16 protein-coding genes are annotated in these 15,255 nt (G+C 56.1%); 11 read left to right on the top strand and 5 right to left on the bottom strand.

All coding sequences use genetic code 11. The features are described from left to right. Positions 1-102 precede the first annotated feature (102 nt). From CMO10_RS07715 to CMO10_RS07700, 4 genes are all read left to right on the top strand, one after another. The gene (locus CMO10_RS07715; RefSeq protein ID WP_297020418.1) at positions 103-810 is read left to right on the top strand and encodes a regulatory protein RecX; all 708 of its coding nucleotides are present in this window, start codon (positions 103-105) and stop codon (positions 808-810) included. 58 nt (positions 811-868) lie between these two features. Beyond that, positions 869-1,204 carry an arsenate reductase (glutaredoxin) gene (gene arsC / locus CMO10_RS07710; RefSeq protein ID WP_297020416.1) on the top strand — a complete coding sequence of 112 codons (336 nt, stop codon included), beginning with the start codon at positions 869-871 and terminating at the stop codon, positions 1,202-1,204. Positions 1,205-1,419: 215 nt separating this feature from the next. Further along, the gene (locus CMO10_RS07705; protein ID WP_044830160.1) at positions 1,420-1,788 is read left to right on the top strand and encodes a CidA/LrgA family protein; all 369 of its coding nucleotides are present in this window, start codon (positions 1,420-1,422) and stop codon (positions 1,786-1,788) included. Next, positions 1,785-2,510: an LrgB family protein gene (locus CMO10_RS07700; protein WP_044830159.1), complete on the top strand. Its 726-nt coding sequence runs from the start codon at positions 1,785-1,787 to the stop codon at positions 2,508-2,510. Before CMO10_RS07705 ends, CMO10_RS07700 begins: the two co-directional genes overlap by 4 nt. A gap of 73 nt (positions 2,511-2,583) precedes the next feature. Here CMO10_RS07700 and CMO10_RS07695 read toward each other — a convergent pair whose 3' ends face one another. Together CMO10_RS07695 and CMO10_RS07690 are read right to left on the bottom strand one after the other, a co-directional pair. Continuing rightward, positions 2,584-4,287: a methyl-accepting chemotaxis protein gene (locus CMO10_RS07695; protein WP_297020409.1), complete on the bottom strand. Its 1,704-nt coding sequence runs from the start codon at positions 4,285-4,287 to the stop codon at positions 2,584-2,586. Positions 4,288-4,718: 431 nt separating this feature from the next. After that, positions 4,719-5,189 carry a hypothetical protein gene (locus tag CMO10_RS07690; RefSeq protein WP_297020407.1) on the bottom strand — a complete coding sequence of 157 codons (471 nt, stop codon included), beginning with the start codon at positions 5,187-5,189 and terminating at the stop codon, positions 4,719-4,721. Between the two features lie 197 nt (positions 5,190-5,386). Between CMO10_RS07690 and CMO10_RS07685 the strand changes: the two genes are divergently transcribed. Further along, positions 5,387-5,851 (top strand): MarR family winged helix-turn-helix transcriptional regulator, encoded by a 465-nt coding sequence (locus CMO10_RS07685; RefSeq protein WP_297020404.1) that lies wholly within the window; start codon positions 5,387-5,389, stop codon positions 5,849-5,851. Here the strand turns inward: CMO10_RS07685 and truA are convergent. Together truA and CMO10_RS07675 are read right to left on the bottom strand one after the other, a co-directional pair. Next, complete coding sequence (gene truA, locus CMO10_RS07680; RefSeq protein WP_297020401.1) at positions 5,845-6,591, bottom strand: tRNA pseudouridine(38-40) synthase TruA; 747 nt, start codon at positions 6,589-6,591, stop codon at positions 5,845-5,847. The genes CMO10_RS07685 and truA overlap by 7 nt on opposite strands. Before the next feature lie 83 nt (positions 6,592-6,674). Next, a complete protein-coding gene (locus tag CMO10_RS07675; RefSeq protein ID WP_297020398.1) occupies positions 6,675-7,895 on the bottom strand; it encodes an argininosuccinate synthase in 1,221 nt (406 codons plus the stop codon). A gap of 218 nt (positions 7,896-8,113) precedes the next feature. Here CMO10_RS07675 and CMO10_RS07670 point away from each other — a divergent pair, with 218 nt between their 5' ends. Together CMO10_RS07670 and CMO10_RS07665 are read left to right on the top strand one after the other, a co-directional pair. Next, complete coding sequence (locus CMO10_RS07670) at positions 8,114-8,830, top strand: M48 family metallopeptidase (protein ID WP_297020395.1); 717 nt, start codon at positions 8,114-8,116, stop codon at positions 8,828-8,830. Positions 8,831-8,840: 10 nt separating this feature from the next. Beyond that, on the top strand, positions 8,841-9,473 hold the full coding sequence (locus CMO10_RS07665) for a LysE family translocator (RefSeq protein ID WP_297020393.1): 633 nt from the start codon (positions 8,841-8,843) through the stop codon (positions 9,471-9,473). A gap of 82 nt (positions 9,474-9,555) precedes the next feature. Here the strand turns inward: CMO10_RS07665 and CMO10_RS07660 are convergent, their stop codons facing one another. Next, positions 9,556-10,461 (bottom strand): LysR family transcriptional regulator, encoded by a 906-nt coding sequence (locus CMO10_RS07660; RefSeq protein WP_044830151.1) that lies wholly within the window; start codon positions 10,459-10,461, stop codon positions 9,556-9,558. Between the two features lie 187 nt (positions 10,462-10,648). Between CMO10_RS07660 and CMO10_RS07655 the strand changes: the two genes are divergently transcribed. Genes CMO10_RS07655 through argE form a run of 4 tightly spaced genes read left to right on the top strand, consistent with a single transcriptional unit; the run spans position 10,649 to position 14,942 of the window. Next, complete coding sequence (locus CMO10_RS07655; protein WP_297020387.1) at positions 10,649-11,638, top strand: Bug family tripartite tricarboxylate transporter substrate binding protein; 990 nt, start codon at positions 10,649-10,651, stop codon at positions 11,636-11,638. 53 nt (positions 11,639-11,691) lie between these two features. Next, entirely contained in the window at positions 11,692-12,219 is a 528-nt protein-coding gene (locus CMO10_RS07650; RefSeq protein ID WP_297020385.1) for a tripartite tricarboxylate transporter TctB family protein, read from the top strand. 18 nt (positions 12,220-12,237) lie between these two features. Next, complete coding sequence (locus tag CMO10_RS07645; RefSeq protein ID WP_297020383.1) at positions 12,238-13,740, top strand: tripartite tricarboxylate transporter permease; 1,503 nt, start codon at positions 12,238-12,240, stop codon at positions 13,738-13,740. 23 nt (positions 13,741-13,763) lie between these two features. Further along, positions 13,764-14,942 (top strand): acetylornithine deacetylase, encoded by a 1,179-nt coding sequence (argE, locus tag CMO10_RS07640; RefSeq protein WP_297020381.1) that lies wholly within the window; start codon positions 13,764-13,766, stop codon positions 14,940-14,942. The last annotated feature ends 313 nt before the right edge of the window (positions 14,943-15,255 follow it).

Below are 15,255 nucleotides of genomic sequence, written 5' to 3'. Positions count from 1 at the left end.
TTGTTCATGGAATTTCCTTCGGAAAAATGCAGACAATTGCGCGTAAAATAGGGAGAGTGGGGGCACACTTGCAAGGGTGTGAATTCATTCATAGTGGCAGACATGCGCAACAATCATCGCCAAAGCCCGGAAACCAGCGACTCAGAGCTTGAAAAAAAGCCCGCAGGAAACGCGCGCTTTTCCCATCAGCGCGATAAAAAGTCGAAAGATCAGAAGCGCGAACCCAAACGCCCGCGCAAGGTCACCCGCGACTATCTGATGAATTACGCCACCTGGTATCTCGAACGCTTTGCCGCCTCGCGCGCCCGCCTTGAAACCCTGATGCGCGGCAAAATCCGCCTGTCCATCGCCGAATACGGCACCGACCCGGACGAAGCTGTCGAATGGATGAATTCCGTCCTGTCGGCCTGTGAAAAGGCCGGCTTCATCAATGACGATGCCTATGCCAAGGGCCGCGCACGATCCCTGCTTAGGCGTGGGAAGGCGCTACGCGTCATCGCAGCGGACCTGTCCGCGCGCGGCATCGCCAGCGACCAGATCGATGCCGCCTTGACCGCGCTTAAGGCGGAGGCCGATGACGCCGCCTATGAAGAAGTCCGTGGCACAGATCCCAACATCGCCGCCGCTGCGGCCTATGCCCGCCGTCGCCGTCTTGGTCCATGGCGCCGCCCCGACATTCGCGAAGAAAAACGCGACAAGGATATGGCAGCCCTTGCCCGTCAGGGCTTTGGCTATGACACCGCAACCCGCATCATCAATAGCGAGATCGAGGAACTCGAAGACCTGCTCTCGATGATCGACGGGATTTGATTGTGCTCCCAAAGACCGCTATCAAGGAACAAATCCATTTTGATACGGAGACCCAACCATGATGGTCCGCATCTATCACAATCCGCGCTGCTCGAAATCGCGCCAGACCCTCGCCATGATCGAAGAACAGGGCATCACGCCCGATGTGATTGCCTATCTCGACACTCCGCCGACCCCGCAGGAGCTCTCAGGCATCCTTGATATGCTGGGTATGAAACCCGAAGACATCCTGCGCAAGAAGGAAGCAAAGGAAGAAGGCATCGCCGATCTGCGCGGCAATGAGCTGATCGAAGCCCTCTGCGCCCATCCGCGCGCCCTTGAACGCCCGATTGTCGTCAATGGCGACAAGGCCGTTCTCGGCCGTCCGCCGGAAAACGTTCTGGAAATTCTGTAACACCACCATCAACAGGTTCCCGCCTTCGCGGGAACGACGGACAATTGGCGTCATGCCCGCGCAGGCGGGCATCCAAGCAGCGCTAAAAACAAACGATCTCAAACGCCTGTGCCCACCCGGCACGGGCGTTTTTCGTAATTAATAAAAGTCGAACATCCCCAGACGTATTATGTCTTGCGCAGAAAAACATGCATGTACCTGTGGGGAGGTCGTCGATGATTGCTGCTTTTGCCCTGATCCTTGTCTGCCAGCTGTTTGGCGAGGTGGTCTCGGAACTGTTTGATCTGCCAGTACCCGGACCGGTGATTGGTCTGGTGTTGCTCTTTGTCGGGCTTCTGATCAAACGCAACCCACCCAAGGTGCTGACCGATGCGGCTGACAATCTGCTAATCCATTTTTCGTTGCTGTTTGTTCCGGCCGGCGTCGGGGTTGTGACCCAGATTGATCGCCTTAAGGGCGACTGGCTGCCGATTGCAGCGGCCCTGATCGTCTCCACCCTGCTTGCCATGGTGCTGACCGCCCTTTTGATGTCGAAACTCCTGCCCAAGGCCAAACCGGGCGAGACGCTGGAGGACGGGCAATGAACGAGACCGATATCACCCAGCTTTGGGTTTACCTCTCGGCCAAGCCGCTGACGGGCCTGACCATCACCCTTGTCGCCTATGCCATCGGCTTCTGGCTGTATCAGAAAAGCGACCGCAACCCGATCTGCAATCCGGTGGTGATCGCCATCGCCCTGATTGCCATGTTGCTCAAAGTCACCGGCACGCCCTATGCGACCTATTTCGAGGGCGCGCAGTTCGTCCACTTCCTCCTCGGCCCGGCCACCGTCGCCCTCGCCGTGCCGCTGTTCCGGCAGACCGAAACGCTGAAACGCGCGCTCCCCGTAATTGCCTTTGGCGTTCTGTTCGGATCCCTGGTCGCCAGTGCCAGCACGGTCATTCTGGCCTGGGCACTGGGCGCAAGTCCCGAAACGCTCGCATCGCTTGCCCCGAAATCGGTCACCACACCGGTTGCCATGGGCATTGCCGAAAACATTGGTGGCGTCCCAGCCCTGACCGCTGTCTGCGTGATTGCGACGGGGATTGTTGGGGCCACCCTTGGCCCGATGGTGATGAATATGGCCCGCCTCAAAGATTGGCGTGCACGCGGCTTTGCCATGGGCGTTGCATCACACGGCATCGGAACCGCGCGCGCCTTTCAGGTCAATGAAACCGCCGGTGCCTTTTCCGGCCTCGCCATGGGACTGAACACGCTGGCCACTGCACTGACCATCCCGTTCCTGTGGCACTGGATATTCGGATAGACAAAAAAGGGTGGGCCCAGCCAAGCCGGACCCACCCTTTCTGCTCGTATCCCGCCAAAGCGGGTCGTTGTGATCAGCCTGCGCGCAATTGCGACAGGAAGTCCGAAACGGTTTTTTGCAGACCATCGATCTGCTTGGCCAATGCGCCAACATTCTCATCAAGTTCACTGGCGGCAGCACCACTATTGGCAGCAGCTTCATGAATCTCGTTGATGTTGGCGACGACCTCGGTGGATCCGGACGATGCACTGGTCGCACTGTTGGCGATTTCATTCACGGCCGAGTTCTGTTCGCTCACCGCAGATGAAATGCCCGCAGCGATGTCGTTGATCGACGAAATCGTATGCGTGACCTTCTCAATGGCATCGACCGTAACCTTGGTCTCGTCCTGAATGGCCCCGATCTGCTGGGCAATTTCATCAGTCGCCTTGGCCGTCTGGTTGGCAAGGTTTTTGACCTCTTGCGCAACAACCGCAAAGCCCTTGCCGGCTTCACCGGCACGGGCCGCCTCGATCGTGGCGTTCAGCGCCAGAAGGTTGGTCTGGGCAGCGATATCGTTAATCAGGCTGACGACCTGACCAATACGTTCTGCTGCCTCGGCCAGACCGCCGACCATTTCGTTGGCACGCGATGCTTCACCCACAGCGGTTTCTGCAATCGCAGTCGATTCACGAACCTGATCACCAATGCCGCTGATCGACGCGGTAAGCTCCTCGGTCGCGGCTGCAACCGTCTGAACGCTTTGCGCCGAATTGTTTGCCGCTTCGGACACACGCTGGCTCTGGCTCAGCGAATGGTTTGCCGACTGACGCATCAGTTCGGTCGATTTCTGCATGCCGCTGGAAGACTGGCGCACAGAAGCCACGATTTGACCAATCGACTGTTCAAGTTCATGAGCCAGACGGTTGCGCTGATCGATACGCTCTTTTTCAGCACGCTTTTCGGCTTCGGCACGCGCGGTTTCTGCCTCGCCGATTTTCTCGGCCGTTTCACGCCAGCGCAAAAGACCATTGGCGATCAGGCCAATCTCGTCCTTGCGTTCGGTAAAGGAAACTTCCTCGGAAAAATCACGTTCCACAAAGCGCGAAATGGTCTGGCCAAGTTCATTTAGCGGACCAAGCTGCCAACGCAGCAACAGGAACAGCAGAACCGCAGAAACGATGGCAACGATCACACCGACAATCGCGATACGTGTTTCAATCTCGCCCGCAACCGCAGCGACCTCAGCCTTTTTGATGCCGACATAAAGAATACCAAGCGTATCACCTGACGGCGATTTAATCGGCGAATACTGGGTTACATACTGCGTGCCAAGAATAAGCGCTTCGCCGCGGAACGTATTGCCCGACATGATCGGCTCATAAGCGGCACTGCCCTTGCCCAGCATCGTACCCACAGCACGCTGGCCGTCCGGCTTGATGATGTTGGTTGAAACGCGGACAAAGTCCTGCTCTGCCGGGACGAAGGCAAACACGGTTGCCGTCTGGCCGGTGGCAGCCCCGATGGAATCGATCAGTTCGTGTGACGACAGATCGGGAATTTCCGGGATCACCAGATTGGTGGTTTCACCATCTTCGGAAATTTTCATGGAAAATTCGGGATGATTATCCTGCAGGATCGTTGCGGCGACACGCAGGTTCAGCTTCTGGGACTCCAGGCTGTCGCTTGCGACCTTGTCGTCGATGCTCTGCATGATCAGCAAGCCCAGAAGCACGATGCCGCCAATCAAAATGGCGACGGCGGCCAAAGCCACCTTCAAAATCAAACTCTTAGACATTCTCTCTCCCTTCGACCTGGCCCGGTGACACAATCATCGGCCGTCCCGAATAGCTCCCCTAAGAACGCGCGCGGGCTGCCCGAACTTAGAACGATTATATTGTATTAAATACCACAAATTGAACTTTCGTATATAGGGAAACTTTGACCCGCGTTTTAACCCTATCCGATTAGAACAAAAGGGAACTCCAGACATCTGATACCGGAACGTAGGAATTCCAGTTCAAACACGCCTATTCTTTGGTGGTGCTTTTGATTGATATGGTGATTGTCAGAAGATTTACGCGAATATTTTTCGGCCTCCTTTCAACATCACCACAACCTTACATAGAACATCTTTCATTTTCGTAAACCTCGTCAAATAAACTAAACCCGCCAAACATCACTTTCGTGTGTTTGACGGGCTTCTCGGGGAAACTGGCAAGCGGCGTTTCAGGCCGACATTGGCTTTGGGACAGGTTTGCGCAGGCGCAATCCGTCACGGATATTCAGACCGATCAGACCGATATTAACCGCACCAGCCAGAAGCTCGATCCCCTGGATGGCGGCGAACAAGCCATCAAACCGGCCATGCTGCGCGAAGACGGCAAGGCTGATGGCTGCGGGCACCAAGATCAGGATGCCGTTGGCCGCGATCAGCTTCATGCGGCGTAATTTTGTCTGCAAAATTCCCGTCGGTTTTCCGCCAGACAGGGCAAAACCCGACCCGCCCGTGGTGATCAGGGCGGGCACCAGCCCGAAAAGGCCCCAGGCAATCGCGGTTTTCACCAGCACGATCTCGCTGATGTTGCCGCGCAGTTCGACGATGATCGTCGCCAGCCAGAAGCTGGCGATAAAAACAAGGGCGGCCGCGCCCGCCAAGCGATGCAGGCGTGACAGCAGGGAACGATGGGATGTGGACATCGAAATCTCTCTTTTACGATGGGTGATTACGATGTGGCGCCACACATTGTTTGTGACCTTGGCAAGGACAGTTCAGGTACATGGTGTTTGCGAGAAAACACTCGCGACCATTGATGTCATTGCGTAAGGTACAGGAATTAAATAGCACGCTATGTTTTATATAGCAAGCTATGTATTCTTGATATTGAGAAACCACCATGTCGCTAAATCGCCACCAGTCCGCCGGATACATGACCAACTGGGCCGCCCGTCTGTTTGCCCGGGCGATTGACCAAAAGCTCAAGCCACTGGGGTTCAGTAGCGGCTATTTGCCGGTGTTCTTCGCCCTTGCCGATGGCGGTGCGCGCACGCAAAAGCAACTGGCCCGCGATGCCGGCATTGAACAGCCGACCATGGCCGCAACCCTGAACCGCATGGAACGTGACGGATTGATCACCCGCGAAAAGGATTCTGAGGACCGCCGTGTCACCCATATCCGCCTCAGTCCAGAAGCACGCGAAAACGCTAAGGACATTCAGGCCATCGTTGATCAGGTCAACGAAGCCGCTCTTTCGGGGTTAAACAGTCTGGAACAACGGGTGTTTCTTGATGCGCTGGGCAAGGTGACCACGTCCCTTGCCAAGGCCGAGGACGAGGACGACCCCAAGCCTGACGATCAGTAATCGACCTTGACGAAATAAAGCCCGTCGGCCGGGGCTGTTGGTCCGCCAGCCGCACGGTCGCAGGCCTCAAGCGCATGTTTGACATCAATCGGCTTCCAGCTGCCCTTACCGACCAGCACCAAGGTCCCCACCATATTGCGCACCTGATGATGCAGGAAGGACCGGCTTTCGGTATGCACCCGGATTTCCAGCGGGTTTTCGATGCCGCGCGTGACTTCAAGCTTTTCCAGCGTCTTGATCGGGCTTTTCGCCTGACACTCGGTCGCGCGAAAACTGGTAAAATCAAACGTCCCGATCAGATGCTGGGCCGCTTCATTCATCGCATCAACATCCAAAGGCTTATAGATGCCCCAGGCCAGCCCCGCCTCAAACGTCAGCGGCGCACGGCGATTGATGATGCGATACATGTAATAGCGTTTCTTTGACGAAAAACGCGCATGGAAGTCTTCCGTGACTTCCTCGCATTCCTTGATCGCCACCGGATCGGGTTTGAGGTGATGATTGATCGCGTTCATTACTGCTTCGGCCGGGTAATATTTTGGCAGATCGAAATGCACCACCTGCCCCAGCGCATGCACCCCGGCATCGGTCCGGCCCGAAACATAGACGCGCACAAACGCCCCGACGAATTTTTCGATCGCGGTCTCAAAGACCTTTTGAACCGAAATCACTTCGTCCTGGTACTGCCAGCCGTGATACGGGCGGCCATCATATTCGACGGTACATTTATAGCGCTGCATGGCCTGCTTATAACCGGGCTTTCAAACGAAAACGAGGGGCAATCATGCCCCTCGCTTGTCTCTCCACAATTGCTTGCGGAAACTTACTTCACGCTGTCGCGGTCAAAACCAAGACGCAGACGAAGGGCATTCAGTTTGATGAAGCCTTCTGCATCCCGCTGGTTATAGACGGTGTCGGCTTCGAACGTGACATGCTCTTCGGAGTAGATCGAGTTCGGCGACTTGCGGCCCGTCACGGTCACGTTGCCTTTGTACAGATCAAGGCGAACAACGCCGTTGACGGTACGCTGGGTTTCGTCGATCAGGCGCTGCAGGGCCTGACGTTCCGGCGACCACCAGTAACCGTTATAGATCATCTCGGCGTAACGCGGCATCAGCTCGTCTTTCAGGTGACCTGCGTTACGGTCAAGGGTGATGCTTTCCATTGCACGGTGCGCAACCGACAGGATGGTGCCGCCCGGGGTTTCGTAAACGCCGCGCGACTTCATGCCAACATAACGGTTTTCAACCAGATCAAGACGACCAATGTCGTTCTTGCCAGCAACATCGTTGAGCTTGGTCAGCAAAGTGGCCGGGCTCATGCGTTCGCCATTAACAGCAACCGGGTTGCCCTGCTCGAACTCGATTTCGATCGTGGTGATCGCATCGGGTGCGTTCTGCGGCGATACGGTGCGCTCGAACATTTTCTCGTCCGGCTTGACCCACGGATCTTCCAGCGCCTTGCCTTCATAGGAAATGTGCAGAAGGTTGGCATCGGTCGAATAGGGCGGCTCATCGCCACCAAGCTTGTCGGCCGAGATCGGGATCTGGTGATCGCGTGCGAATTGCAGAAGGGCGGTACGCGAGTTCAGCTTCCATTCACGCCACGGCGCGATGACCTTGACGTTCGGCTTCAGGCCATAATAGCCGAGCTCGAAACGAACCTGGTCGTTGCCTTTGCCGGTCGCACCGTGGGAAACGGCATCTGCACCGACTTCCTCGGCGATTTCGATCTGGCGCTTGGCAATCAGCGGACGCGCGATCGAGGTCCCGAGCAGGTAAACACCTTCATAAAGGGCGTTGGCACGGAACATCGGGAAGACGAAGTCGCGGACGAATTCTTCGCGCAGATCGTCGATGAAGATCTGTTTGACGCCGAACATCTCTGCCTTTTTGCGGGCCGGTTCCAGCTCTTCGCCCTGGCCGAGGTCGGCGGTGAAGGTCACGACTTCGCAGTTATATTCTTCGCGAAGCCATTTCAGGATGATGGAGGTATCCAGACCGCCTGAATAGGCAAGGACGACCTTTTTGACCTGATCGCTCATGGGAGTGACGCCTTTCTTCTTCCGATGTAATGCAGGGCGCGGCACCAAACGCCTGCGTCCTGTCGGGGCTGCAACTCATCTGTCGCAAATCGCCCCTAGACCTTGAGCGCGGAGTATAGGAAAACACTACTAAGGGGCAAGACCCAAGATGGGCTTGGCTCCAAAAAGGCACAAAAAGATCGCACTTTTTGCCAAGCTTTTGGAAAAATCCGCGCCGAATGATCAAAAACATCGAAGAAACCGAGATCGATCTGCCCAAAATCGGCCCGTTGCCGGTCCGGTTGCGGCCAAGTGCGCGTGCGACGCGACTCAAACTGCGCATTGATCCGAGTTTTGACGGGGTGGAGATCGTTGTGCCCAACGGGGTATCGCGCAAAACCGCGATTTCGATGCTCCACCAGCATGGCGACTGGGTGACTGCCCATATGCAACGCCTGCCCGAACGGGTGCAATTTGCCCCGGGCGCGTGGATTCCGTTTCTCGGTCACGATCACGCCATTCGCGCTGTCCCCGATGCCAAGCGCGGAGTCTGGGTCGAGGCCGGTGTCATCTGGGTATCGGGCCAGCCCGAACATACCAATCGCCGGGTGACGGATTTCCTTAAAAAGCAGGCCAAGCTTGAAATCGCCCCACGTGCGCACGCCTATGCCGAACAGATCCGCAAGAAGGTCAATCGCATTTCGCTGAAAGACACGCGGACACGCTGGGGCAGTTGCTCATCGTCAGGCAATCTGTCGTTCAGCTGGCGGCTGGTGCTGGCACCCGAAGATGTGCTCGATTACGTTGTGGCGCATGAAGTCGCGCATTTGCAGGAACTTAATCACTCCGCGCGCTTCTGGGCCGTGGTCGAGGATCTTTATGGCCCGTCGAAAAAGCAGCAGCACTGGCTTAAGAAAAACGGCCCGGCGCTGCATCGCTTTGGTGCTGGAAGCTGAGGCAACGCAAATGATGCTGATCCCCTTGGAAACCCTTGCAATTTTTGTCCCGACGGCCTTGGCGCTGAACATGACGCCGGGCAATGACATGCTGTTTTGTCTGGGTCAGGGGATCAAATCGGGACCAATGGCTGGCAATGCCGCAAGCTTCGGGATTGCAACGGGGGCGCTGATCCACACAGCCCTGGCCGGGCTTGGTTTGGCGGCCCTTGTGGCGGCCCATCCGGTCGCCCTTGATGTGCTGCGCTGGGCCGGGATTGCCTATCTGGTGTGGCTGGCGATCGGGGCGTTTCGAAGTGCTGATCAGCACCTGAAACCCGCACAAACCAAGCGTTCCAGCGCACTCACAGCGTGGCGCGACGGGATTGTGGTGAACTTGCTGAACCCCAAGATCATTGTTTTTGTGCTGGCGTTTATTCCGCAGTTTGTCGATGCGGCGCGCGGGTCGGTTTTGGTGCAGTTTCTGATTTTCGGGCTGATTTTAAATATTGGCGGGACGATCATTAATTGTCTGGTCGGCAGTTTTGCCGGGAAAATCGGGCAGGTTTTGTCGCGATCTGCCAGGATTACCCGCGCCTTTCAGATCGCCACCGGATGCATCTTTTTGGGGCTTGCAGCCAAGCTTGCCTTTGACCGGAAATAATGAACAATAACGGCCATTATTCAAATTCAGTGAATAATGGCCGATTTCCACCCATCGCGGCAAAACCGGCCAAATCAAATCCTCATACAATACAGCCGCTGGCACGGAGATTTGGCAATTCGGCACGCAGGAATGCGAGGAAGCTTTTTTCGACCGCACTCAGTTCCCGTGAGGACGTAAACAGCGCGACATCCCATTCGATGGTGGGCGTCAGGGTGCGGGCAACCACCTTGTCGGTGTCAACCAGAAGGGCTGCGAAGGGATCACTGACCGAAATGCCGACATTGCGTTCGACAAGACGCGAGATCGTGCGGATCGTGCGGGCCTCGACGGCGATTTTGCGCGGCCAGCCGGCAATCTGGAAAATATAGTCGATCTTGGTGCGAAGCGGCGATCCGATGGACAGTTCGACAAAGTCCTCGCCGCGCAGCAAATCGATATCGATGGTTTCAAACTTCGAAAGCCGATGATCGACCGGCATCAGACAGACCGCGCGTGATTGCGCCAAGGGCGTGATCACAACATCCGGGTCCTGCAGATCAAGGGTAATGCCAATGCCAAGATCGCACTGCCGGGTCGAAATCATGTCGAGCATGCCTTCAAGGCCCGTATCGGTAATACTGATCGAAACGTTGGGGTGGGTCTGTTTGAATTTTGCCACAACATCAAGAAGATAGGTGTCGACATAGATCGGCTGGGCGGCGATGCGGATGGCACCGAGCTGATCATTGGCAATCGCACGCGCCTGGGTTTCAACTTCGCGAAAGGCATTAAGCGAGCGAAGCACAGTTGCGTGAAACTGCTGGGCCTCACTTGTCGCGATCAACTGATTGCGCTTGCGGGTAAACAGCTCAAACCCGACGGATTTTTCAAAATTGTTGAGGAGCCGGCTGACCATCGGTTGGCTGATATTCATCGCCTGCGCTGCACCCGTCACAGAACCGTGGGTCATAAAGGCATTGAAGCTTTCGAGTTCGCGCAGTTTCATCGTGCTTTCCCAAATCCGGATTTTGTCGGCAATCGACCGCTCAGTATGTAATTTAGTTATACTGGAATTAATTTTTTGCGTCACCGGTTATGGTTTGTCTATGCAAGAAGGCAGAAAAACAAAAGACAGAGTGAAAACCAGTCTGAGCTTCGGCAATCCTGCCACCACCATCCAGGGAGACATGAAAATGTTTCAACAGCTCAAGAAAGCAGCCGGGATAGCTGCCGCGATCCTTGCGACCACAACCATGATTTCGACCGCCCAGGCTGACGCCTATCCTGAAAAAGCCGTGACGCTGGTCGCACCTTATGGTGCTGGCGGTGCATCTGACCTGGCAGCCCGTGCGCTGGCAGAGACCGCAACCAACTATACCGGCGGTCAGCCGGTTGTTGTTGTCAACAAGACCGGTAATGGCGGCATGAATGGCGCGCGCTTCGTTTCCGAAGCCGACCCGGATGGGTATACCCTGCTTCTGTCGCGTGTTGGCATGGCGCTTTATCCGGCCGTTTACACCGACAGCCCGGTTGGCTGGGATGCCTACACCTTCCTTGGCATGCTTGAAGCAACCCCGATGATCCTTGCGGTCAACGCCAATTCCGACATCCAGACCATCGACGACCTGATTGCCAAAATCAAAGACAGCAATGGTGCCACCACCTATGCCGCATCCGGCCCCACCGCGATTGACGGCTTTACCGTTCAGGCGCTTCTGTCTGACGTTGGTCTGGACCCGCTGACCGCTTCCACCCTCGTGCCATATAAAGGCGGCTCTGCACTGGCCGCTGCCCTTCTTGGCGGTCACGTTGACTTCCTCGCCATTGCCGCGGGTTCGCTGATGCCGCATATCGAAGCCGGTAAAATGCGTCCGCTGATGGTCTATTCGCCGAAACGTATGGCAGCCCTGCCGGACGTTCCGACCGCAAAAGAACTGGGTTATGCCCAGGCCGGTCAGGTTGGCGGCTGGAGCGGTCTGTATGCTCCGAAAGGTCTTCCGGAAGACGTTGTTGCCAAATGGACCGAGATCCTTGGTCAGGTTGCAACGGATGAGCAGTGGCTTGACCTTGCAGCCAAGCGTGGTTCGACCTCGATCATCGGTGATGAAGACCCGGCAGCCTACGTCAAGAGCCAGTTCGAGCTCTATAACGGCATGGCCAAGAAGTTCGGCTACATCCAGTAAGCTGACGCTTTTCTAGCGTCGTTTAATTCAGACTTTTGATGCGAGACGGAACCATGAACCAAAATCGCGATTTTTATGCCGGACTGGTGGCCACGGTGTTCTTTGCCGTCATCCTGTTCGTTCTGATCCCGATCTATGTGAAGGTTCCGTCTTTCATCCCGGGCTTTGCCCCGCCGCCTGACATGTGGCCGCGCGTGGTCGCGATTGTCGGACTGGTGATGGGGGTTCTTGCCCTTGTTCTTTCCTATCCGAAGATGCGTGAGGCCAGCCGCAATCAGGTCGAGGGCCTTGGCAACCGTATCCTTGGCAACAAGACCCATCTGATGCGCTTTGGCGCGGTGCTGATTTTGTTTGCCGCCTTTGTCTATGGCATGCCGCTGATCGGCTTTGTCCCGGCGACGGTTTTGTTGCTTGGCGTGCTGTTCATCATGACGGGCAATTTCGAACGCAAATTCTGGATGATCGGCCTTTCGATCATCTTCCCGGTCTTGCTTTATCTGCTGTTTACCAAAGTCACACACACGCCCTTCCCCGAAGGCAAGCTGTTGTCTTTCAGCCTTTCTGACCTCGTAACACTTTAACCGAGAGCCCCAACCGTTATGTGGAATGAATTGCTTTATGCCTTTGAGGCGGTCGCGACCCTTCCCAACTTTCTGGCGATGTTTGCCGGGATCTGGGCCGGTGTGATCATTGGTGCCATTCCGGGCATGACCGGAACCATGGCCGTGACCCTCGCGCTACCATTCACGTTCTATCTGTCGCCGGTCACCAGCATCCTGCTTCTGGTTGCGCTTTATAAGGGCTCGACCTATGGCGGGTCGATTTCGGCCATTCTGATCAAGACGCCGGGGACTGCATCAGCCGCCTGTACCGTCCTTGATGGTTATCCGCTGGCACGGGCCGGCAAGGGTGGCAAGGCGCTGAACATGGCGCTGATTTCAAGCTGCATCGGCGACTTTATTTCAAACATTTCGCTGTTCTTCCTGGCCATTCCGCTGGCGACCTTTGCGCTGCGGGTTGGTCCGCCGGAATTCTTCATGCTGATGGCGTTTTCACTGACCATCGTTGCAAGTATTTCCGGTCGTTCGCTGGTTCTGGGGATCATTTCGGCCTGTCTTGGTCTGCTTCTGGCAACCGTTGGCGAGGATATTTACGGCTCCTACCGGTTTGCGCTTTCCGAGGACATGAAATCGGGTCTTGGCATGGTGCCGGTTCTGATCGGTCTGTTTGCCCTGCCCGAACTGATCAAGATGGTGGTGTTCCGCCCGGAAGATAATGCAGATGCGATGAAGCTTGGCGATAACCGCCTGACGCTTTCGGAGTTTCGCGGATCAATCAAATCGATCTTTCGCGGGTCCCTGATTGGCGTGATCCTGGGCGCGATCCCGGGTATCGGCCCGTCGACGGCTGCGTTCTTTTCCTATAGCGAAGCGCGCCGGACTTCGAAAAATGGCGACAAGTTCGGCGAAGGCGAGATCGAAGGTATTGCCGCATCTGAATCTGCCAATAACGGGGCGTGCGGTGCGACCATGATCCCGCTTCTGGCGCTTGGCGTGCCGGGCGATGTGATTACCGGTGTGATGCTGGGCGCGTTTATGATCCACGGCCTGACGCCGGGACCGCTTCTGTTCCAGAATAATCTGGGCGATGTCTATGCGCTGTTTATCGGCATCCTGTTTAGCTCCGTCTTCCTGTTTGTTGCTGGCAAGGCGACGGCGGGGGCGTTTACCAAAATCTCGCGCATTCCCCAGACGCTGCTTTTGCCCTGCATTCTGATCCTGTGCGTCTATGGCATCTATTCGATCGGGGCGAGCCCGTTTGATGTCACCGTCCTTCTGGTGATGGGTGTGGTCGGCTTTGTCATGATGTTGCTGAACATCCCGGCAGCGCCCTTCCTGATCGCCTTTATCCTTGGCCCGATGTTTGAAGACAATATGCGCCGCTCGCTTGCGATTTCGCGCGGTGATCTTGGCGTCTTCTTCCAGTCATGGATTTCCTGGGGCTTCTTTGCCCTGACCATTCTGTTCGTCACCCTGACCATTCGTCGCGAATGGAATAAATGGCGCAGCAACCGCAATGCCGATACGGCATCTGCGTCCTAATTCGAGCAAAAAAGAAGATAATAATGTCCAAGCCAAACATGTCCCGTCTCCACAATGCCATTGATCTGCTTGGCAAACTAGTGGCGTTCGACACGACCAGCAAAAACTCCAATCTTGGTCTGATCCATTTCGTCCGTGACTATCTGGCCGATTACGGCATTGAGTCGATCCTGATCCATGACGAAACCGGACAGAAGGCCAACCTTCTGGCGACCATCGGTCCCAAAGGGGTGCCGGGCATCGCGCTTTCGGGTCATACCGATGTGGTGCCAGCGCTTGAAACCACGTGGGAAAGCCCGGCGTTTGAGCTGACCGAGCGTGATGGCAAGCTTTATGGTCGTGGTGCGGCAGACATGAAGGGCTTTTCGGCCTGTGCGCTGGCGATGATCCCGGAACTGGTCAAGCGTGACCTTGAAATCCCGTTCCATCTTTGCCTGTCCTATGACGAGGAAGTCGGCTGCATCGGTGTCGGATCGATGGTCGACCATCTGGCTGCGATGGATACGCCACCGCGTCTGGCGGTGATTGGCGAGCCGACCAACATGAAGGTTATTAATGGCCAGAAGGGCAAATATTCCATGCGGGTTGGTGTCACGGGTACGGCCGGACACAGTTCCTTTGCGCCCAATCACGTCAATGCCATCGAATATGCATCGCGTGCGATTAACCTGATTGCCGAGCAGGCCCGAGAATTTGAAGAAAACGGCCCGTTTGATGAAGACTTCACCGTGCCGCACAGCACGATGCTGACCACCACCATCAGCGGCGGAACCGCGACCAACGTCACCCCGGAATATTGCGAATTCACCTTTGAAATTCGCCATCTGCCCGACCATGACGCAGAAGCGGTGATTGCAGGCCTGCAAGCCACGATCATGGACACGCTTGATGCCGAAATGAAGGCCAAGGCAGATGACACCGGCTTTAGTTTCGAGAAGATCTTTTCCTATCCGGGCATGGGTGATTGCACCGATGCCGAAGCCTTTTCCTATGTCAGCAACATCATCCCGGAAATTTCGGGCAAGGTGTCATATGGCTCCGAAGGCGGCGTATTTGAAAAGCAGGGCAACATCCCGTCAATCATTTGCGGCCCGGGCAGCATCCGGCAGGCCCACAAGCCCAACGAGTTCATTGAAATTTCGCAGATCGAGGAATGCCTTGAGTTCCTTGACGCGCTCACCAATCAGGCCATCGCGGCCTGATATCTCACCATGACGAAGCGCCACCCGCACCGTCAGTCGGAATCCTGCAGCCCGTCTCCCTTACCGATGCTGCGTCCCGAGGGTTCTGACAGGTGAGAAACTCCCGACCACATCCCCCCCCCGATGTGGTCAAAGCAAGCCAAACTTGAAGACCGGCTCGATTTTCGATGCCGGTCTTTTTTTGTGCTGTTCTGAAACGTCATTCCGGGCGAAGTGGAGCGTAGACCCGGAATCCATGCAGCGTTGCAACCGTCGTGGATTCCCGCATTCGCGGGAATGACGGATGGGGCGGCGCTGAGCAATCGGTAGAACG

It is taken from the genome of Thalassospira sp., from assembly GCF_002709775.1.
Lineage (GTDB): Bacteria > Pseudomonadota > Alphaproteobacteria > Rhodospirillales > Thalassospiraceae > Thalassospira.
This window is presented reverse-complemented; position numbering and strand designations above follow the sequence as displayed.

Coding starts and splice junctions, on each gene's coding strand:
- CMO10_RS07665 (WP_297020393.1), top strand. CDS start 8,841: ATGATGCTGATCCCCTTGGAAACCCTTGCAATTTTTGTCCCGACGGCC.
- CMO10_RS07690 (WP_297020407.1), bottom strand. CDS start 5,189: ATGTCCACATCCCATCGTTCCCTGCTGTCACGCCTGCATCGCTTGGCG.
- CMO10_RS07695 (WP_297020409.1), bottom strand. CDS start 4,287: ATGTCTAAGAGTTTGATTTTGAAGGTGGCTTTGGCCGCCGTCGCCATT.
- CMO10_RS07650 (WP_297020385.1), top strand. CDS start 11,692: ATGAACCAAAATCGCGATTTTTATGCCGGACTGGTGGCCACGGTGTTC.
- argE (WP_297020381.1), top strand. CDS start 13,764: ATGTCCAAGCCAAACATGTCCCGTCTCCACAATGCCATTGATCTGCTT.
- CMO10_RS07715 (WP_297020418.1), top strand. CDS start 103: ATGCGCAACAATCATCGCCAAAGCCCGGAAACCAGCGACTCAGAGCTT.
- CMO10_RS07670 (WP_297020395.1), top strand. CDS start 8,114: ATGATCAAAAACATCGAAGAAACCGAGATCGATCTGCCCAAAATCGGC.
- CMO10_RS07685 (WP_297020404.1), top strand. CDS start 5,387: ATGTCGCTAAATCGCCACCAGTCCGCCGGATACATGACCAACTGGGCC.
- CMO10_RS07700 (WP_044830159.1), top strand. CDS start 1,785: ATGAACGAGACCGATATCACCCAGCTTTGGGTTTACCTCTCGGCCAAG.
- CMO10_RS07675 (WP_297020398.1), bottom strand. CDS start 7,895: ATGAGCGATCAGGTCAAAAAGGTCGTCCTTGCCTATTCAGGCGGTCTG.
- CMO10_RS07645 (WP_297020383.1), top strand. CDS start 12,238: ATGTGGAATGAATTGCTTTATGCCTTTGAGGCGGTCGCGACCCTTCCC.
- CMO10_RS07705 (WP_044830160.1), top strand. CDS start 1,420: ATGATTGCTGCTTTTGCCCTGATCCTTGTCTGCCAGCTGTTTGGCGAG.
- arsC (WP_297020416.1), top strand. CDS start 869: ATGATGGTCCGCATCTATCACAATCCGCGCTGCTCGAAATCGCGCCAG.
- CMO10_RS07660 (WP_044830151.1), bottom strand. CDS start 10,461: ATGAAACTGCGCGAACTCGAAAGCTTCAATGCCTTTATGACCCACGGT.
- truA (WP_297020401.1), bottom strand. CDS start 6,591: ATGCAGCGCTATAAATGTACCGTCGAATATGATGGCCGCCCGTATCAC.
- CMO10_RS07655 (WP_297020387.1), top strand. CDS start 10,649: ATGTTTCAACAGCTCAAGAAAGCAGCCGGGATAGCTGCCGCGATCCTT.